This is a genomic window from uncultured Psychrobacter sp., assembly GCF_947500265.1.
In the GTDB taxonomy this organism is placed as follows: domain Bacteria; phylum Pseudomonadota; class Gammaproteobacteria; order Pseudomonadales; family Moraxellaceae; genus Psychrobacter.
In genome coordinates this window covers 26,231-45,749 of the sequence record NZ_CANMRN010000008.1, presented here as the reverse complement: position 1 = coordinate 45,749, position 19,519 = coordinate 26,231, and the positions used below count along the sequence as shown (strand labels likewise).

At 41.2% G+C, this 19,519-nt stretch carries 15 protein-coding genes; 10 read left to right on the top strand and 5 right to left on the bottom strand.

Features of this window, described 5'->3' with window-relative positions; all coding sequences use genetic code 11:
- The first annotated feature begins 76 nt into the window (after window positions 1–76).
- The 6 genes from Q0788_RS11355 to Q0788_RS11330 all read left to right on the top strand — a co-directional run bounded on the left by Q0788_RS11355 (window position 77) and on the right by Q0788_RS11330 (window position 5,452).
- Window positions 77–373 (top strand): hypothetical protein, encoded by a 297-nt coding sequence (locus Q0788_RS11355; protein WP_298810706.1) that lies wholly within the window; start codon window positions 77–79, stop codon window positions 371–373.
- A gap of 26 nt (window positions 374–399) precedes the next feature.
- On the top strand, window positions 400–705 hold the full coding sequence (locus tag Q0788_RS11350; RefSeq protein ID WP_298810704.1) for a hypothetical protein: 306 nt from the start codon (window positions 400–402) through the stop codon (window positions 703–705).
- A gap of 127 nt (window positions 706–832) precedes the next feature.
- Window positions 833–1,378: a hypothetical protein gene (locus Q0788_RS11345; RefSeq protein WP_298810703.1), complete on the top strand. Its 546-nt coding sequence runs from the start codon at window positions 833–835 to the stop codon at window positions 1,376–1,378.
- A gap of 100 nt (window positions 1,379–1,478) precedes the next feature.
- Window positions 1,479–2,456 carry a hypothetical protein gene (locus Q0788_RS11340; RefSeq protein WP_298810700.1) on the top strand — a complete coding sequence of 326 codons (978 nt, stop codon included), beginning with the start codon at window positions 1,479–1,481 and terminating at the stop codon, window positions 2,454–2,456.
- 314 nt (window positions 2,457–2,770) lie between these two features.
- Window positions 2,771–4,309 carry a YHYH protein gene (locus tag Q0788_RS11335; protein ID WP_298810697.1) on the top strand — a complete coding sequence of 513 codons (1,539 nt, stop codon included), beginning with the start codon at window positions 2,771–2,773 and terminating at the stop codon, window positions 4,307–4,309.
- An 81-nt stretch (window positions 4,310–4,390) separates the two neighbouring features.
- A complete protein-coding gene (locus tag Q0788_RS11330; RefSeq protein WP_298810694.1) occupies window positions 4,391–5,452 on the top strand; it encodes a hypothetical protein in 1,062 nt (353 codons plus the stop codon).
- A gap of 242 nt (window positions 5,453–5,694) precedes the next feature.
- Here Q0788_RS11330 and Q0788_RS11325 read toward each other — a convergent pair whose 3' ends face one another.
- Window positions 5,695–6,600: a LysR family transcriptional regulator gene (locus tag Q0788_RS11325; protein ID WP_298810691.1), complete on the bottom strand. Its 906-nt coding sequence runs from the start codon at window positions 6,598–6,600 to the stop codon at window positions 5,695–5,697.
- A 266-nt stretch (window positions 6,601–6,866) separates the two neighbouring features.
- Between Q0788_RS11325 and Q0788_RS11320 the strand changes: the two genes are divergently transcribed.
- The 3 genes from Q0788_RS11320 (at window position 6,867) to Q0788_RS11310 (ending at window position 12,379) form a co-directional block, all read left to right on the top strand.
- Window positions 6,867–8,573 carry an L-lactate permease gene (locus Q0788_RS11320; protein ID WP_298810688.1) on the top strand — a complete coding sequence of 569 codons (1,707 nt, stop codon included), beginning with the start codon at window positions 6,867–6,869 and terminating at the stop codon, window positions 8,571–8,573.
- Window positions 8,570–10,378: a D-lactate dehydrogenase gene (dld, locus tag Q0788_RS11315; RefSeq protein WP_298810687.1), complete on the top strand. Its 1,809-nt coding sequence runs from the start codon at window positions 8,570–8,572 to the stop codon at window positions 10,376–10,378. The genes Q0788_RS11320 and dld overlap by 4 nt, the downstream gene beginning before the upstream one ends.
- Before the next feature lie 318 nt (window positions 10,379–10,696).
- Complete coding sequence (locus Q0788_RS11310) at window positions 10,697–12,379, top strand: NAD-dependent malic enzyme (protein WP_101205849.1); 1,683 nt, start codon at window positions 10,697–10,699, stop codon at window positions 12,377–12,379.
- A gap of 246 nt (window positions 12,380–12,625) precedes the next feature.
- On the opposite strand, the gene Q0788_RS11305 is transcribed toward Q0788_RS11310, so the two are convergent.
- The 4 genes from Q0788_RS11305 to paaZ all read right to left on the bottom strand — a co-directional run bounded on the left by Q0788_RS11305 (window position 12,626) and on the right by paaZ (window position 18,299).
- A complete protein-coding gene (locus Q0788_RS11305) occupies window positions 12,626–13,711 on the bottom strand; it encodes an L-dopachrome tautomerase-related protein (RefSeq protein WP_298810684.1) in 1,086 nt (361 codons plus the stop codon).
- A 35-nt stretch (window positions 13,712–13,746) separates the two neighbouring features.
- Window positions 13,747–13,923, bottom strand: a complete 177-nt coding sequence (locus Q0788_RS13910; RefSeq protein WP_367179725.1) for a putative quinol monooxygenase — start codon at window positions 13,921–13,923, stop codon at window positions 13,747–13,749.
- 762 nt (window positions 13,924–14,685) lie between these two features.
- On the bottom strand, window positions 14,686–16,008 hold the full coding sequence (locus Q0788_RS11300) for an MFS transporter (protein WP_201569033.1): 1,323 nt from the start codon (window positions 16,006–16,008) through the stop codon (window positions 14,686–14,688).
- Window positions 16,009–16,247: 239 nt separating this feature from the next.
- Entirely contained in the window at window positions 16,248–18,299 is a 2,052-nt protein-coding gene (paaZ, locus tag Q0788_RS11295; RefSeq protein WP_298810681.1) for a phenylacetic acid degradation bifunctional protein PaaZ, read from the bottom strand.
- A gap of 263 nt (window positions 18,300–18,562) precedes the next feature.
- Here paaZ and paaA point away from each other — a divergent pair, with 263 nt between their 5' ends.
- Window positions 18,563–19,501, top strand: coding sequence for a 1,2-phenylacetyl-CoA epoxidase subunit PaaA (paaA, locus tag Q0788_RS11290; protein WP_298810679.1), 939 nt, complete (start codon window positions 18,563–18,565; stop codon window positions 19,499–19,501).
- Window positions 19,502–19,519: the final 18 nt, after the last annotated feature.

The following is a 19,519-nucleotide window of genomic DNA, read 5'->3' as shown; positions in this document are numbered from 1 at the left end:
ATCTAATCAAATTAATTGGCTATATGGATTTTTAATCTCACGTATCGGAGTTAAGCAACCATAAAGGACGATAACTATGAAATTAGCAAAAGCTGTACTCGCCAGCATCTGTATCTTACCGTTAGCCACCATCACTTATGCTGAAGACGTTAATACTCACAACCTACGTATCTCTGAAACCTCAATGATGAGTGTCAATGACGCGGCACCAGCAACCATGAAAATGCACAATGATAATGATCATATGGGCGAAAAATCGTCCGCCATTCAAGACGGCAGCGATGTAGAAGTGGACAAAGAAAGAACGTGGCGTTGGCCTTGGCAGAAGAAGAACAAAGAAGTAGCGACACCTGAGCGTCCAAAGTGCTGTTAGTTCATTAACTATAAAGGACTACCACGATGAAATTATGGAAAGCCGTCTTAACTAGCATTGTTATTTTACCGTTAGCTATCATCTCTCATGCTGAAGACGTCAATACCCAAAACTTACGCATCTCTGAAACCTCAATGATGAGTGTCAATCACGCTACACCCTCAAGTATGCAGAAAAAAGAAAAAGTACCGATAGATAATAAATCAAGTGCCATCAATAATTCAAATGATGTTGAAGTAGATAAGGAAGAGGGCTTTAGATGGCCTTGGCAAAGCAGAAAAGACAAGGCTCTTGAAGCTATCGAAGACTTTAAGAATCAACCAAGGCCCTAGAGAGACTCGGGCAGATAGTCCGTCATGTGGATCATTTGACGATAAATTTAACGTAGCTACTTACAGTAGTTTCAGCTGTTTACAGTGATTTATTGATATTAAATACTTTTACACAAGGATGTATATTATGAATATTTATAAGCAAATAACGATACTGACACTGAGCATGTCTTTAGTAGGGCTCAGCCATGCCGCCGATGATATGGCAGGTGCCAAAAGTGGTATGACTGTAACGGAGAACAGTGCGATTGCGGAGTGGACTCATAATTGGAGCACCACTGGGAAAGAGAAGAAAAAGGGCAAGGCAAACATGGCGTCTTCAAAGGTGAACGTGCCATTAAGAGAGGATGCATCGCAAGTAGCTCTTACTAAGTTTGCTGAAGAAAATAACATGATTGAAAAAAGCTATGGTGATGTTTGTGGCGCTTTTATGGAGAGCCAAATGGCAGAGACTAAATCGCAAGGACATCGCTGGGGCAAGTCTGATTCGCATTGGACCACTAAGTCATTTAAGATCTTTAAAGCACGTGAATTTACGAGTGGTGAAGAAGAACTGGCGCAAAGCGCAGGTCATTTATTTGGGAAGACCAGAAAAAAACATAACTGTATCACTACCAAAATAGGGATCAACGATGAAAACGTTGAACTTGAGTCTATGAAACTAGCAAAATAATTGAGCAATGCTATATATGCTATCTACGAGTAGAACAAGGTGACAGTTAAGCATTTAGCTGTCATTTTTTATGTACTAAGCCACATTTTGGAGAGTATTCATGAAAACCTTTTGTTACCTACTGGTGAGTCTGCTTTTTTTGTATTCTGCTCAAGCCAATGCCATAAATACTAACGAGAAAATGATCAATGAACTGTATCAAGGTACTGAGCTTGATATTGATAATGTAGATGACGTTTTTGAATATGTGCTATCACAGACTGACGATACCCTCACTATTTACCCTTCAGAGGGCTATTATTATTTTAACTTTTACCATCAGGGCAACTTAATAAAAGGCAATATGTTGGTGGGTCATAAGTTAAGACAGCAAGGCAGCTTATCCTTTATATATTTTTATGACATAGCCGGCAAAGAACGAGGTGAGTTTAAAACGCATCATAAGTTATATAAGTCATCAGACATATTTAGCCTGAAAGAGCATCAACCTAACTTATATCAGTTAACTTTCAAAAATATTAAAAAAAACCTTAAGATTAATCAGATAGAGACAGATGCTGATTTTGTAAGGACGCTTGAGAGTCAAGGTTTTGAAGTAAACCTACCAATGATGGACGATTCGGGGGTTACATTCTATTTGGCTTTTCACTCTACTACCAATAACTTTTATTATATTAATCCTTTATCCAGAGATGATGAGTTCTACTATCCTTTTAGCGACGTGCTTAAAGTGGGTGCTAGGACTCAATTTGTCTACCTCCCTATGGAAAAATTTGCCATATTAGTAGGCGTCAATGCCAATAATGTTTATAAAAATAATTATTACGATGGCCCTTTTGATCAGCTCCCTGATGAGGCGTTAGCTGATATAGACTATAAGTCTTATTTATATCGAGTAAATCTAAGTTGGAAAGATAAAATATATGATGACGGCTATTTTATAGATGACCCCGATGCTCGTGTTGCACTGACCAATTATTTTGAATATCTATCGCTTGATGAACTCAAAAAAATCCAACCTTGTGCGTCTGATAAAAATCCGTTGCAGTGTTTAGAAGACAGTGGGATGCGTTTTTGATTTTGCACGATGCTTTCTTATATAAGAACACTGCTAATTATCGCCGTACGTTGCATCACGATTGATGATAGTAGATCAGCCGAAGGTATAGTCTATGTGATTTCCTTAGTAAAAAATGCAATATGGCTTAACACTTATTAAATTTTATCTAAAGTAAAAATTGATATTATCTTCTCAATATAATAGATCTATTATTTTGTAATCATAATTTTTTGAGTGAGTAACGATAAATAGTTATGACATTTAGACAGGTGCATACGTATATAGCCTGACTATGACTAATTGTCAAATATCAATCCAAACGAGAGCGTGTTATGACCCTCATAAAAACGGCTCGAGCTTTCAGCTTGCTTGCTATTGTCACCGCCATACAAGTTTCATCACTGACCTCTGCCTACGCCCATGATTCTAGTGCACATACTCTGCCTGCCAAAGAATGGCAGATCACTGGCCAGCCTAGTGTCGCTGCTGATTTTATTAAATTAGAAGACGATACTGTTTATTTAACGGATAGCCACCATCAGCTACTTTCTTTTAACTTGTCAGACTTTTCAGCCGATGATCAAACTTATATTTTGGAAAAAAACGCTCATATTCAAGCGATCAATCAGCTAGCAGTGATTGAAAATCTAGTAAGTAGTAATCAATTAACGGCTATCCAAAATCCAAGCGATACTACTGTTATTGCCAATGATAATGGGACTGCACTAAACAAAGCTGATGCGGAAAGTTCTGTTATAACGGATAACAGTGACACGCGCTCTGTTTTATTCTTCTACCTGTTGGGCGGCTTGGTCTTAGCGAGTGGTTTGGTTTTGTTCTATGTTTTGAATATACGCCACAAGAAAAACCGACCGTCAAAAATTACCTATTCAGTTTTTGGAGTATTGGGTGCAACTGCTTTACTGGTCGCCTGTAGCAGTACTGAGACGGCCCAAAATATAGGTGCAAAGACGAAAGAGGCGATCGCTCATTTGCCAGTACCTGCCAATGACATTGACTTTATGACCTCAGTATTTGGCTCATTTGATAACGTCAGTACCCATCATGATGATAAATATCTGTATGTCGAATCAAATGGTATCCCAAGCCATGAAATGATGACCGGTATCACCAGTTGGCAACAGCAAGTACCTATCGACCAGGATTATACCAATGAGAACAGTTGGGTCATTCCCTTGCAGCCTGAGCTTGCCGATGAGTCTCTAATGGCCAAAGACAATTTTATGAAAGGGGCTATCGCTATTGCAGCCAATGGCATTCCTATATTCAACCCATTAAACAATCGTGGTGAGGACGCCAAAGCATTCGGAGAATTAGACAATTGGGGCGGGCATTCTGGACGCGCTGATGACTACCATTATCATCTTGCACCAACCCACCTACAGTCACAAGTTGGTGAAGGTAAGCCCATTGCTTATGCGCTAGACGGCTTTCCTGTCTATGGTGAAACCGATGATGAGCTTGATGAATATTTAGGCAAATTCAATGAAGACGGTAGCTATGAATACCATGCTACCTCAGAGTTTCCGTATTTAATTGCAGGCTTGCGCGGTAAGGTCACTATAAACCCAGATACGACAGCGCCAGAAAATGAGATTGCACCGCAAGCGCATACGCACGGCGTTCGTCCAGCGCTAACGCCTTTGCGCGGAGCTGAGATCACAGATTACAAGATTATAAGCCCGACTCAATATAGTCTAACGTATACCCATGACGGTCAAGAGCATAAGCTTAATTATGGTTGGGGCGATACTGAAGCGACTAAAGATATTTATACTTTTGAGTTTATTGATCCAGAGGGTACGACTGTACAGACTTATAAACGCCCTGATGATACACAGAAAAAATAATGTGCATCTAATGATAATGATCAGTTATAGAGACAAATAAGCTGAGTTTTAGACCATCTTATATAATGCTAAGGAATCCTAATGAAACCTATTTTAATACCTGCTTTGCTAACCACGACAGTATCTGCTGTATTGCTGGCTGCGTGTAGCCAAACTCAAATAGACTCAGCAGCTACCGATGCCAATGAGCAAACGACAGCATCAATAAGTAGTGCAGATGCCAGCAGTTATACTGGCACCGCTAGCTTAACTCAAGGTCTTGCCCAGACTGATGTGACAAATGCCTATGAATGTGATCGTGGTCGTCAAACCAACATCGGTAGTATCCAGTCAACTGACGGTAAAACATGGACAGTACCAGCAGCGACCAATTTGCTCAATACAGATTTCCCAGTGGCATCCGACTTAAACAACCCTTGTACAGGCAACGACTATCGCACCGCCAGTGAAGCTTTATCTCAACTTGATGGCTCAGACATCATTGAAATAGACGCAGATGGCGAAGTGTATACCGCTTACGTCTTTGCAGATAATTATTTTGAGATGTACGTAAATGGCGTAGCCGTCGGACGTGACAATGTACCATTTACTCAGTTCAATTCAAACATAGTGCGTTTTAAGGCAAAAGCACCGTTTACCGTTGCTATGCATTTGGTGGATTGGGAAGAAAACTTAGGCGTTGGTTCAGAGAGTAATAATGGCTCAGAATTTCATGCAGGAGATGGTGGTTTAGTCGCTGTGATCAAAGATAAAGATAACAACATCATCGCCAAGACCGATAAAAACTGGAAAGCACAAACCTTTTATACCGCGCCGATTAGAGACTTGTCCTGTATTAGTGAGTTAGGTAGCGAGCGACTATCTAGTAATTGTGTGACCACAGCTAATGTACAAGACGGTTCGGCAGATTATGGCTTGCACTGGGAATTGCCTACCAATTGGCAACAAGCAGACTTTGATGACTCTAGTTGGCCGAATGCCACCACCTATAGTAATCAAACCATTGGAGTAGACAACAAATCAGCTTATACCAATTTCACAGATATTTTTGATAATGAAAAAGCAGATGCTGAATTCATTTGGTCAACCAATGTCGTACTCGATAATGAAGTTATCGTACGCTACACAGTCAATGGATCATAAAAATTTATTTAGATTGTTCAGCCTTTATGAAAGCTACTAGGTAGTAAAGTTTCAGTTATCAAATTCTTATACTAATAACATTATCTAGTACAACTGAACTTCATGTCTGAGCACTTTATACTTATAGCTAATAGTGCTCAGGTATTCTTTGCTTTGATTAAAGCGAAGTCGACATATATGACTATTATCGTCAAATACTCTCATCCATCTTTGCTTATTCATATGAAAAACAGGCTTATTACTTAGCAGTAGTAAGCCTGTTTTTGATGTAATGATTTTCGCAGATGTGACACAAGCAGTTTCAATTTTTGGTCCGGTTGCCGTGCCTTGGGGTAAACCGCATACATACCCATTTTCTTTCTTGTAAAGCGTTGCAAAATCTGGGTGAGCGTATTTTGCTGCATTTCTTCATAAACAAGTGCTTGTGGTAAAAAGGCGATACCTAGGTCGCTGAGAGTCGCTTGTTTAATCGCATTAAGATGATTGCTATGAAACCGCCCCTGTACAGGAAGCAATTGCTCCGTGCCATCTATATATAGCGGCCATATACCATTCGCCGTATGATCAAACTTATAGACCAAACACTCATGACTCCGTAATTGTTCAGGGGTTTGAGGTGTACCGTGTCGCTCTAAATAGTCTGGTGTCGCACATATGACCCACTGGCTATCTATAAGACGTCTTGCAATGAGTGATGAGTCTTCAAGCTCTGCTGTCCTTATCGCCAGATCAAATCCTTCTTCTATCAAATCAACCAATCGATTGGTAATTTGCAAATCTACTGTTATTTCTGGGTGTTGTTTACAGAATTCGGCAATGGATTCGCTCAATATTAGATTTGCAGAGACCGCTGGCATGGTTATACGTATGTTGCCTTTCATGTCCTCACCATAGCCTGTTACGGCATTTTCAGCTTCCTGAAAGGCAAATTTAGCGATTTTAGCTTTGTTATAAAGCGTCCTTCCTGCATCGGTTAAGCTTAACTTTCTAGTTGTCCTATAAAGCAGCTGTGCATTTAAGCTTTCTTCTAATCTTGCAATGCGTTTGCTTACCACTGAATTCGTTAATGACAGCTTTTCAGCGACCCGAGAAAATGACCCTTCATCAACCACTTGGACGAATAAAACCATATCGTCAGCTTTGCCCATACTTGTTCCCCAATTGGTGCAATACGTTTTAGATTATAGCAAAAAAAGAAAATAACATTATCCTTTGATGCAATATATCAATGTATTGACAAGGCGTAGAATATTTTAGGGAATTTTGAGCATTTGTTTATTTAATCATTCTATTAATAGCGTCACTGACAGAGATTGTCTTCGGCTTCGTCTGACCGACAGCATGAAGTTATAAAAACAAATGCTTAGATGAAGTGGTTCAAGGAAGATTACACGATAAAAAAAGGATTATGATTTTGAATCAAACAATATATGGACTATTGGCATTACTGCCAATCGTTCTCTGTGGTATTTTTTTGATAGGATTGCAATGGTCAGCCAAAAGAACCATGCCAATCGTTCTGGCGGTTACTGCCGCGCTTGCCCTCTTTGTATGGGATATGACGCTTAATCGCGTGTCTTCATCGATCATTCAAGGAATGGTCATTACCGTCTCAGTATTGTGGATCGTATTTGGGGCTATTTTTTTACTGAATACGTTAAAGCATACGGGCGCCATCGCCGTTATCCGTGCTGGATTTACCAATGTATCGCCAGATAGGCGGGTACAAGCGATTATTATTGCATGGTGCTTTGGCTGCTTTCTCGAGGGGGCGGCTGGCTTTGGTACAGCGGCCGCTATTGCCGCGCCTTTACTCGTCGCGATAGGATTTCCAGCGCTGGGTGCTGTGTTGATGGGAATGATGATCCAAAGTACGCCTGTATCATTTGGGGCAGTCGGTACGCCTATCGTTATTGGAGTAAACAAGGGGTTAGATACAGTAGCCATTAGCGCCCAACTGGCACAACAAGGACTAGAGTGGGGCGATTTTTTACAACTGATTACCAGCCAAGTGGCCATTATGCACGGTGTTATTGGTACATTTATGCCACTTTTTATGGTGATGATGCTCACACGTTTCTTTGGGAAAAATAAAAGCTGGAGAGAAGGCTTCGCTATTTGGCCATTTGCTATTTTTGCGGGTTTGGCATTCACAATTCCTTATACCCTAACAGGTGTTTTTTTAGGGCCAGAGTTTCCATCATTGGTCGGCGGTTTGGTCAGTATCACTATCGTTGTTAATGCGGCAAAACGTGGATTTTTAGTACCAAAAACCACATGGGATTTTGAACCGAAAAAAAGCTGGCCAAGTGAATGGCTTGGTAAGCTAGTAGTCAGCAAAGAAGACATCACTCCTGCGTTGAGTGATAAAAAGATGTCCACGGTCATGGCGTGGTTCCCTTATTTGTTAGTTGCCCTTTTATTGGTGTGTTCTAGAGTATTAACAGGCTTTCAGTCTTTGCTGAACAGCGCGACAGTAGACCTAACCTCGATTTTAAGTGAGGCAGATATCAGTGCCAGCTTTAGTCCTTTATACTTACCAGGCGGCTTGTTATTAATCAGCGCCTTGGTTGCTGCCGCTTTTCAAACCAAAAGACCTGCCAGTGCACTAAACAATGCCTTTAAAGAATCAGGAAAAACTGTACTAGGGGCTGGATTTGTCCTTATTTTTACGATTCCAATGGTTAGGATTTTTATTAATTCAGGCGTAAACTTATCAGATGTGGCGAGTATGCCTGTCGCCAGTGCAGAGTTGTTTGCGGGTACTTTTGGCAGTGTTTTCCCCTTAATCAGTGCAACCATTGGTGCGTTAGGTGCTTTTATCGCGGGCTCTAATACCGTATCCAACATGATGTTCAGTCAATTCCAATACGAAGCCGCCATGAGCTTACATATTTCACCTTCTCTAATCATCGCGGCTCAAGCAGTTGGTGCCGCTGCTGGTAATATGATTGCAGTACATAATGTGGTGGCTGCATCGGCAACGGTGGGCCTACTCGGTATGGAGGGCGCCACACTTAGACGTACTATTTTACCTACCATCTATTATGTGTTGTTCTGCGGGATTATCGTCATGGCTGCCATTTACCTCTTTGGTTTTCAAGGGCCTTTAGCATCATGAGTGACACACAATCACTAAATAAAGAGCGTCATATGCCGTCATTAAATAGAGCTTCATCAAACCTTTCCTCATCAAATATAGCGCATCAAGACCAAGACACACTCCATCCTGAGCAAGTGTTAGACAAGCTAACCCATTTACTGGGAGCCGGCAATGTACAGGCTGATCCAGAAAAAAACGAACACTATAGAATGGGGTGGCGCTCTGGTGGCGGCAATGCTTTAGCTGTTTTGTTTCCGCAAACACTGCTGGAGATTTGGCGTAGCTTAGAGATATGTGTGGAAGGCGACTGTATTATTATCATGCAAGCAGCAAAAACGGGACTGACGGAAGGCTCAACCCCGAGCGGTAATGACTACGATAGACCAGTGGTTGTGATCAATACCCTTGCAATGAACCAGTTGTATTTGGTGAATGACAATGAGCAAGTGATTAGCTTGCCTGGGGCGACATTACACCAGTTGCAAAGTCAGCTTAAAGTTGTAAATAGAGCGCCTCACTCGGTCATCGGTTCATCGACTTTGGGTGCATCTATTATTGGCGGTGTCTCTAATAATTCTGGTGGGGCTCTGGTTAAAAGAGGTCCTGCTTATACCGAGCTGGCATTGTTTGCCCAAATAGACAAGCACGGTCAGCTAGTATTAGTTAATCACCTAGATGTAGAGTTAGGAGATACCCCAGAAGAAATACTTACTAATCTGCAAACAGGTAATTTTGATAAAAGAGCATTACCTGACACCGGTAAGATGGCATCTGACAAAGAATATATCGCCAGAGTAAAAGATGTTGATGCAAGCACGCCAAGTCGTTTTAATGCGGATAAGCGAAGACTGTATGAAGCAAGCGGCTGTGCTGGCAAGCTGGCGGTATTTGCAGTACGTCTTGATACCTATCCAACGGCTGTAAAAGAGAAAACATTTTATATAGGCACCAACAGTGTGAGTGAGCTTGCACAGCTCAGAAGACAAATATTATCGAGCTTCGATAATATCCCTGAAGTGGGTGAGTATATGCATCGTGATATATTTGATGTATCTGCTAAGTATGGTAAGGACACGTTCCTCAGTATTAAGCATCTTGGTACCAATGCCTTACCTAGATTGTTTTCTATCAAAGGCGCTATGGATGCAAAATTCCATAAATGGTCATGGATGCCAAAGCATTTCACTGATAAAGTCATGCAGTTCGTCGCCAATATATTTCCAAAGCATTTACCGAAGCGAATGCTAGAGTACCGCGACCAATATGAGCATCATCTCATCTTAAAAATGAGTGATGATGGCATAGCAGAAGCACAGGATTTTCTAAAGGTGTTTTTCGACGCTTCAAATACGGGTAACTATTTTGAATGTAGTCAAGAAGAATCAGAAAGCGCCTTTTTACATCGCTTTGCCGCTGCAGGTGCCGCACTAAGGTATGAAGTCATACATGAAAAAGACGTCGGCGATATATTGGCATTGGATATTGCCATACCACGTAACGAATTAGAATGGCTCGAAACCCTACCTGAAGACATTGAACAGCATTTGGAGAAGAAGCTGTATTACGGACACTTCTTTTGTTATGTGTTTCATCAAGACTATATTTTGAAAAAGGGTAGTGATGCACATCTTGTTAAAAAAATGATGTTAGAGCTACTGAGCGCACGCGGAGCCAAATATCCTGCTGAGCATAATGTAGGGCATCTATACGAAGCAGAACCTGATTTGCAGAAATTTTATAAAAGCTTGGACCCAACCAATACCTTTAATCCGGGTATTGGTAAAATGTCGAAAACCAAACGCAATTGCTCATGCTGTCTATAACTGAACTCTATAACTGATATTTAAAACGGGCCATGGGCTGATTATTTATCAGTAGCTAAGTAGCTAAGTAGCTAAATAGTTCAGTGTTTGTCCATTATAAATTGTTCAATACATCCTCAGAAGCACTGCCGATTGGTAGTGCTTTTTGATTATTTCTAGGTAAATGTATCAGTGACCTCGAGTTCAGAAGCACATTTATTCAAAATGATTTTGTTATCTATTGTTAAATACCAGTCGATGCTATGTATAATGCAGCACTAGCATAGCTTTCACTCAGTATGGCTTTCACTCATATGCCTTTAATAAGAAGATTACATTATGTCAAACAAGCGTCCTTTATATATTCCTGTTGCTGGACCCGCTCTTTTAGAGACACCTTTACTGAATAAAGGTAGTGCTTTTTCATCAGAAGAACGTAGTAGCTTTAATTTAACAGGGCTATTACCTCATAATATTGAAACGATTGAGGAGCAATCATTACGTGCTTATCATCAGCTAAGCTCATTCACTGACGCGATGGATAAGCATATTTACTTGCGTAATATACAAGATACCAATGAAACCTTATTTCATCATCTAATTGAGCAGCATATCGAAGAAGTCATGCCGCTTATTTATACCCCAACCGTTGGTCAGGCGTGTGAAAAATTCTCGCAAATTTATCGTCGTAAACGTGGTTTGTTTATCTCATATCCTGAGCGTCACAAAATCGACGACATGCTACAAAATGCCACCAAACAAAACGTCAAAGTGATCGTTGTTACTGACGGTGAACGTATATTGGGCCTAGGAGATCAGGGTATTGGCGGTATGGGCATTCCAATCGGTAAGTTGTCTTTATATACGGCTTGTGGTGGTATTAGCCCAGCTTATTGTCTACCTATTTTGCTGGATGTCGGCACCAATAACCAACAGCTGCTTGACGATCCTATGTATATGGGCTGGAGAAATCCGCGCATCTCTGGCGATGAATATAATGAATTTGTGGACTTATTCATTCAAGCCGTTAAGCGCCGTTGGCCAGAAGTGTTATTGCAATTTGAAGATTTTGCTCAGGAAAACGCGACCCCGTTATTGAATAAATATCGTGATCAGCTATGCTGCTTTAATGATGATATTCAAGGGACTGCTGCGGTATCGGTTGGTACTCTGATTGCAGCGTGTCTAAATAAAGGTCAAAAACTTAGCCAACAGAATATCGCATTTTTAGGCGCGGGATCTGCGGGTTGCGGTATTGCTGAGCATATTATTCGCCAAATGCAGCGTGAAGGGTTGACTGAGGAGCAAGCCCGTAGTCAAGTGTTCATGGTTGACCGTTATGGCTTGCTAACAGATGGCATGACAGAGCTGCAAAAATTCCAAGAACCATTAGTACAAAAGGAATCAGCTATTGCCAGCTGGGATAAAAGTAAGAAACTCGGCTTAGCGCAAGTGGTTAAACAAGCAAAAATCACCGTATTATTTGGTGTTAGCGGACAAAAAGGTCTGTTCACCCAAGAAGTGATCGAGTCGCTATGTGCTAATACTGAGCACCCAATTGTACTACCACTTTCAAATCCAACGTCTCGTGTGGAAGCAACGCCGCAAGAAGTCATGAATTGGAGTAAAGGTAAGGCAATTGTTGCGACGGGTAGTCCGTTTCCTCATACCACTTATAACGGTCAGTCTTTTGAGGTTTCTCAGTGTAATAACAGCTATATTTTCCCTGGTATTGGTCTGGGTGTTTTAGCAGCACGTGCGACGGGTATCAGCGATAATATGCTAACGGCAGCAAGCCAAGCCCTTGCAGATATATCAATGGAATACGAAAAAGCACCTGGTGCCATCCTACCGCCGATTAAGGTTATTAGAGAGATCAGTGAAAAAATAGCGTATGCAGTGGCATTGCAAGCGGCTCAAGATAAGCTAGCACTACCTATCACATCGGAGAACTTACAACGCCGATTAAAAGCGAACTTTTGGTTACCTGAATATCGTAACTATCGCCGTACTTCTTTCTAGGTTAGAGATTAGATATAAAAATTCCTAATATTAGGTACATTATCTAAGTAAAGTACTAAATAAAAAAAGGTTGCTAGCGCTATATTACATATAGTGTTGGCAACCTTTTTTATTTCTATCAAAGTTCATTAGTTTATCAAGTTTACTTCTACCATCCTTTCAGCATGGCTAAGCTTCAGTATTCAAGCATGCATCTGCTTAAAGAAAAAGGTAGTGGTTAACCGTTGAAGTTAAAAGTAACCCCAATTATTGATTCAACTTTATACGTAAGATATGGTATGGCTTCACAGAGCCCTCTTCACCTTGATTTAACGCAGGGTTGAGATGTAGTGAGTTTTGAGTGATGTATAAGTAGCCATTTTGAATTGAAAATCCATCAGCCCATGATAGTAGATTGTCATCTTGAGCAAAGGTCTTAAAGCCGTCTTTAGTCACGATACTGATGGCATTTTTTTCAATATCTCCAACGTAGATATCTCCATTATCCGCCATAATCATCCCATCACTAGGGCGTTTTTCACCATAAAACTCTATGGTTTTACTCAGTTGGCTATCCGTCGAATTATCATTGGCAAGTGATGAGGCAGGCAAGCGGTAAATTACACTACCATTCACTGTACCGAAATATACCCATTCATTTTGGGCATCCATAGTGATTGGGTTTAAACTTAGGTAAATTGCATCAGAACTACCATTTTCACGCTTAGTTGCCATTAATGACCCATCAATAATAAGGTCATGCTCAGGTGCTAAAAGCGCTTTATTTGCTTGAAGAACACGGCGAGAGTTACCTGTGTCTAAGTCAACGACTACAAAAGCAGGTGCAGGTGCTCCTGACAAATTACCGAGACTAGTATCAGCTATGTATATTTTATTGCGCTTAGTATCGATCACAAAGTCTTGTAAGAACGAGTTGTCTACAGTAGCATCACTATCGATCTCAATGCGTTTAAAGAGTCTGTTATTTAAGGTATCCCAAGCTACGATTTGAGCAGGCGAATTTTTGCTACCCATATCTAGAATCCAAACCACTCCATCTGGAGTGCTTTCAATACCAATAACTGAAGCAAATCCAACATCTCCTTTGTCTGGACCGTCAGCCCAGTCTACGTTTGGAAAAGGTTTAGTTGAGCCATCACTCATCAATTCAACCACACGGTATTCAGGGTTGTCTAGGGGCTGCATGGACAAAAATGTTCGTCCTTGTTGAGTTACCGTGATATTACCAGGGCGAGTATCATCTATTTGTGCAACGACCTCAATGTTGTTGGCATGAGCTGTGCCCAATATCAATGCAGCACTTATAGCCAGTAGTGACTTTACATATTTCATTTGAATCTCCTGTATTTATTGATGTGTATAGGTACTCAAGCATAATATTGAGTGTATGACGTCCAATTTTCGTAGAATATAAAATGAGCAGGATTTTTATTATCTTGATGTAAGTCGTAATTGATACACACTTCTTTAGTGCGAGTAACACCAATAAGTTTTATCAATTCTGTTTTGACCGTTTCGATTTGGTTTGGCCATGATATTAGCAACGATGGTTAATCTAGCCATAATAGAATTATTTTTAATCACTAATGTTAAACTTTATCAAGTCAAAAGATATCGTTAGTTAATCAACTGCTTTAAAACGATTATATATAGCTAGTTATAGTAGAGGTAGAGGCTTAACTCAAGAAACACTTTCAATGTTATCTTGAAAGTAGTTGTTTATCATAATTAATGCTGCCAAAATTCTTATTGACCAAACCGCGGTATTGATAACAAGGCTTAGGGAAAGTGAATTTCATGCCTCAGCCTTCTATGCTATACAAAGAATAGCATGCATGGATTTTTCGACTCATCACAGTAAAATAAATCCATGGCATATGGGAATGTGACCTGACATTTTGGATGCCACTGCATTGGTGTATGTGCCTTCTAATAGGTTATAGCTTGAATTAAGGTTTTGTATCAGAAAGTATGTTGAGGAAATGAAAGAGGGAGATAGACAAAGCAAGATAATATATTTGAGATTATAAAGACACTAATAGATATCTTTAAGCTACTAAAAACAAACCTTTAAAACGTAAGCTAAAGTCAAACACTCGCCCTCAAGTCAGTTTGTTCGTTTTAGGCTTAAACCTGCTGATTGAGGGCTTGCGTTTGGTATTTTTCAATCACGACACTTCGGTATTTCGATAGTTAGTCAGCTTTTTAACCGTTAAAGGTAAGGTGAGGCTGATTTTTTTTCGTATGTTGATAAAATTTTTATACCATTTACATGGTGACATTTTCCACTATCTCTCTAAATTTATTTAGAGAGATAGATCAACGCCTTGTGGGTCTTTTTTAATCGTGTAAAGTGTGAATAGTGAAATTAATGAGACGATAGTAATATACAACCCAATCATCCATGACTGTTGATAAGTTGCCATAATCCATTGCGCAATCATCGGAGCGAACGCACCACCAATAATGGAACCTAATGCATAGCTGATGGACACCCCTGAAAAACGTACTTTTGCAGGGAACATTTCAGCAAATAGGGCTGATAATGGACCATAAGTAAAACCTAGGGGAATAGCCCAAACCACTAGTGCTAGCATAAATAAAATGGGAGATTTGGTATCAATCAAAAACCACATTGGAATCGACCATAACGACAATAAGATATAGCCTAATTTAAAAATCTTTAGACGACCAATCTTATCACCTAACATGCCGCCCCAAAGGGTTGATACTAACCAAGAGAAAGCAGCCGCAACTACGATTAGCATGGTTAAAGTAGGGCTAAGTCCTAAGGCTTTTTGACCGTAACCCACCATAAAAGCGATGAGAATATAACCACCTGCATTCACTCCCATAAAGATTAAAGCCGCTTTAAGAACTGTTGGTGTGTGATCTTTGAATAACAATGACAATGGTGCAGAGGCTTCTGCTTTACGACGATGCATGGCTTCAAACACTGGTGACTCTTTAACCGAACGACGGATAAAGGTGCCCACGATGATTAATGCAATCGATAATATAAATGGAATGCGCCAACCCCACTCGAGGTAGGCTTCTTTACCCAAAATCAAATTTAAGAGCAGCAGGACACCAGTCGCTAAAATCATACCGATGGGCACGCCAATCTGTGGGTAAGCCCCAAATAGTGAGCGTTTATCAAGGGGTGCATGCTCGACAGATAACAATGCCGCACCGCCCCATTCACCACCTGCAGAAAAGCCTTGGATAATACGTAAAAATACCAAAGCCAAGGGTGCTAATACACCAATCTGCGCATAAGTCGGCAAGAAGCCTATTAAGGTCGTTGACGCACCCATCAAAATCAGGGTCGTTACCAATACCATCTTGCGACCGTACTTGTCACCCAAGCGACCACATACGATTGCGCCTAATGGGCGAAATAGAAATGAGATACCAACGGTCGCAAAAGCGATGATTTGGGCGAGCATAGGGTTTGATTTGCTGACTTCAGCGAAAAACAGGGGAGCAAATATGAGACTTGCGGCTTGTGCATAGATGAAAAAATCATACCATTCAATCGCAGTACCAACTAGGGTGGCAGTGAGTACTTTTTTATCCTGATGTATAGCAAGCGAGGCGTTTTCAGCCATTGCGGTGGTGGTTGTCATTAGTGACTCCTTGTCTATATATTGTCCTAGAAACGACTCGACAGCTTAGCTATCCTAGCCAAACATTATCTAATATAAATTAATGATACTTTTTATTTATTAAAAATAAAATTATGTATCACTTGGTTTTATAATTTAGCTATTCTACAACCTGACGTCAATATGTTTTATTAATAAAGTTTGCTTTAGTTGTAAAAAAGGAGTCATGACGACTCCTTTTTTGCAGATCCATATAGGTATCAAGCCTTACGCTCAACTAAGGTCAAGATGTCGTAAGTTGCGACCAAGTCGTTGCGTTGGTTCTTAACTTTGATGTCCCATACTACAACGCCATGAGCTTTTTCCGCTGGGTCGCGTTGTGCCTTTGGCGTCTTTTGTTTACAAGTTAATTCAACTTGAATGGTGTCACCAATCTTGACAGGCTCAACGAAGCGTAGGTTTTCCATACCGTAGTTAGCGATGACTGGACCAGCTGGTGCGTCGACAAACAAGCCAGCGGCCGCTGATACGATAAAGTAACCATGGGCGACACGCTCACCAAAGAACGAATCTGCCGCCGCAATTTTGTCCATATGAGCGTAAAAGTGATCACCACTTAAGCAGCCAAAGTTAACGATATCTGCCTCAGTCACTGTACGACGTGCGGTCAATAGACGCTCTCCAATACGAAGTTCATCGAATGATTTTTTGAACGGATGGACACGATCTTCAAACACTTGCGCACCAGCTGTCCAGCTGTGACCGACTTGGGTCAAGGCATTGGGCGAGCCTTGGATGGCAGTACGTTGCATGTAGTGTTTAACGGCTCGCAGACCACCAAGTTCTTCACCGCCACCGGCACGGCCTGGGCCACCGTGTACAAGTAATGGGAGAGGTGAACCATGACCCGTACTTTCACGAGCACTTTCGCTATCTAGGATATGTACACGGCCATGCCAAGGGGCAATTTTTTTCAATAAGGCTTCGATGTTTTCGTCTGCATTGCGCACGATAGAGGCAACTAAGCTACCTTCACCACGTGCTACAAGTGCACCAAGTTCATCTAGGTCGCCGTATGGCATTAGGGTGACAACTGGACCAAATGCTTCGATGCGATGGATATTTTCGGCTTGGCTTGGGTTATTACAGACCAACACGGTTGGTGGGTAACAGGCTGATTTTTCTGCGTCGTCTACTTGTAAAGTGAAATCTTCACGTAAGTGACTACCGAATACCACTTCGGCTTCTTGGCTCAGTTGCTCGACTTTTTCTGCGACGTCAAGTTTTTGCTTCACGCTAGCTAATGTACCCATGGTCACGTTTTCACGGTTTGGGTCACCGACCACGACTTTTTGTAGTTTTTCAACTAGGCGAGTTTGCGCTGTTTCTAGCAAGGCGGCAGGAACAAACGCGCGACGAATCGCAGTACATTTTTGTCCAGCTTTGATAGTAATTTCGCGGAAGACTTCGCGTACAAACAAATCGATAGTTTCATCGTTGGCAGCTGGGCTTAAAATGGCACTGTTCACCGAATCGGCTTCCATGGTGAAAGGAATTGAATGGGCGTTCAAGTGTGGATGGGCTCGTAGTTTTTGACCCGTTACTGCAGAACCTGTGAAGGTAATAGTGTCTTGGGGATTTAGATGGTCAAACAAGTCATAGGTTTGTCCACATATCAGCTGCAATGAACCCTCTGGCAATAAACCACTTTCATGAATCGCGGCTACCACGGCATGAGTCAGCTCAGCACCTTCGGTTGCAGGCTTGACGATACAAGGGACACCAGCTAATAGAGTCGGTGCGACTTTTTCTAACATGCCCCAGATAGGGAAGTTGAACGCATCAATATGAATGGCCACGCCCGTTTTCGGGCTCAGGATATGCTGAGCGCCAAACGTACCATTTTTTGACAGAGGAATCCAAGCATCTTCAACTAAGGCAGTCTCATCGCTGAGCTCACGGCGCACGAGGCTCGAATATGCAAATAAGGTACCGATACCTCCTTCAACATCGACCCAGGCATCTTTGCGTGTCGCACCAGTTGCCGTGGCCAATGCATAAAAATCTTCTTTACGTTGAAGTAGATATTGTGCGACCAATTTCAGTGCATTAGCGCGTTGGTGGAATGTCCAGTTTGCAAGCGCTGAGCCATATTCTTTAGCGTATTCAACTACTTTTTTGGTATCGATACCAGCGCTACTGACTTGATAAATTGGTTCGCCGGTAACCGCATGATGCACAGTGCGAAAATCGCTTTGTGCAACGTAGGCTTTACCGAGGACGAGTGAGCTTAACGTTTTAATGTCTGACATATAACAACTCCTTTTACGATACATTATAAATAAAAATAAAAACTTAACGTGTCATAATCTGTATTTAAATCGCTGAAAAGTCAAGCATGTTTATAATTATTAATATTTTTTTAAAAATTTATTATTATAAATATCTATATAAAACAATATCTTATTAATAAAACAGCTAAAAAATAAAACGATACATAAAAATAGGTATTGATTTTAAAACAGTATCGCTTTAGATTAGATGACACTAACACTTGTTAAGGACGAGGTATCACATGAACATGCAAGTAGAATTATTTGACAACAAGATTGAAAAGGACATTTCAATTGAGCCAAAAGATTGGATGCCAGATGCTTATCGTAAAACGCTCATTCGCCAGATTGGTCAGCATGCACATTCAGAAGTGGTTGGTATGTTACCTGAGGGTAATTGGATTACGCGTGCACCAACACTCAAGCGTAAAGCCGTATTGTTGGCCAAAGTCCAAGATGAAGCAGGTCATGGATTGTATCTATACAGCGCCGCTGAAACCTTAGGCGCAGATCGTGACGATATGATGGACAAACTCGTTGCTGGCCGCATGAAATACTCATCAATATTTAACTACCCAACTCTAACGTGGGCTGACATCGCTGCTATCGGCTGGTTGGTTGACGGCGCCGCTATCGTTAACCAAGTGGCGCTTTGCCGGACGTCATATGGTCCATATGCTCGCGCCATGGTTCGTATCTGTAAAGAAGAAAGTTTCCACCAACGCCAAGGCTTCGAAGCCATGATGGTATTAGCGAATGGTACACCTGAACAAAAAGCCATGGCACAAGATGCAGTCGATCGCTTCTGGTGGCCAGTGCTAATGATGTTCGGTCCAAATGATGATAATTCACCCAATAGTGCTCTTAGCATGGATTGGAAAATCAAACTATTTAGTAACGATGAGTTGCGCCAAAAATTTGTGAATAACACCGTTTCACAGGTGTTACAACTTGGTTTAACCATTCCTGACAAAGATTTGACGTTTAACGAAGAAACGGGCAACTATGAATTCGGTGAAATCAACTGGGACGAACTCTTTGCCGTGATTGCTGGTAAAGGCCCGTGTAACCATGAGCGTATCGAAGCCCGACGTAAAGCTTGGGAAGAGGGTAAATGGGTTCGTGACTCTGCTGCTGTCTATGCACAGAAACAACACGCCAATACTCAAAAAGCCGCTTAATATTTTTTAAAGGAAAAT

What these genes read in the sequence shown, in the direction of transcription:
- Q0788_RS11355 (WP_298810706.1), top strand. Translation starts at nt 77, where the DNA reads ATGAAATTAGCAAAAGCTGTACTCGCCAGCATCTGTATCTTACCGTTA.
- Q0788_RS11350 (WP_298810704.1), top strand. Translation starts at nt 400, where the DNA reads ATGAAATTATGGAAAGCCGTCTTAACTAGCATTGTTATTTTACCGTTA.
- Q0788_RS11345 (WP_298810703.1), top strand. Translation starts at nt 833, where the DNA reads ATGAATATTTATAAGCAAATAACGATACTGACACTGAGCATGTCTTTA.
- Q0788_RS11340 (WP_298810700.1), top strand. Translation starts at nt 1,479, where the DNA reads ATGAAAACCTTTTGTTACCTACTGGTGAGTCTGCTTTTTTTGTATTCT.
- Q0788_RS11335 (WP_298810697.1), top strand. Translation starts at nt 2,771, where the DNA reads ATGACCCTCATAAAAACGGCTCGAGCTTTCAGCTTGCTTGCTATTGTC.
- Q0788_RS11330 (WP_298810694.1), top strand. Translation starts at nt 4,391, where the DNA reads ATGAAACCTATTTTAATACCTGCTTTGCTAACCACGACAGTATCTGCT.
- Q0788_RS11325 (WP_298810691.1), bottom strand. Translation starts at nt 6,600, where the DNA reads ATGGGCAAAGCTGACGATATGGTTTTATTCGTCCAAGTGGTTGATGAA.
- dld (WP_298810687.1), top strand. Translation starts at nt 8,570, where the DNA reads ATGAGTGACACACAATCACTAAATAAAGAGCGTCATATGCCGTCATTA.
- Q0788_RS11310 (WP_101205849.1), top strand. Translation starts at nt 10,697, where the DNA reads ATGTCAAACAAGCGTCCTTTATATATTCCTGTTGCTGGACCCGCTCTT.
- Q0788_RS11305 (WP_298810684.1), bottom strand. Translation starts at nt 13,711, where the DNA reads ATGAAATATGTAAAGTCACTACTGGCTATAAGTGCTGCATTGATATTG.
- Q0788_RS11300 (WP_201569033.1), bottom strand. Translation starts at nt 16,008, where the DNA reads ATGACAACCACCACCGCAATGGCTGAAAACGCCTCGCTTGCTATACAT.
- paaZ (WP_298810681.1), bottom strand. Translation starts at nt 18,299, where the DNA reads ATGTCAGACATTAAAACGTTAAGCTCACTCGTCCTCGGTAAAGCCTAC.
- paaA (WP_298810679.1), top strand. Translation starts at nt 18,563, where the DNA reads ATGAACATGCAAGTAGAATTATTTGACAACAAGATTGAAAAGGACATT.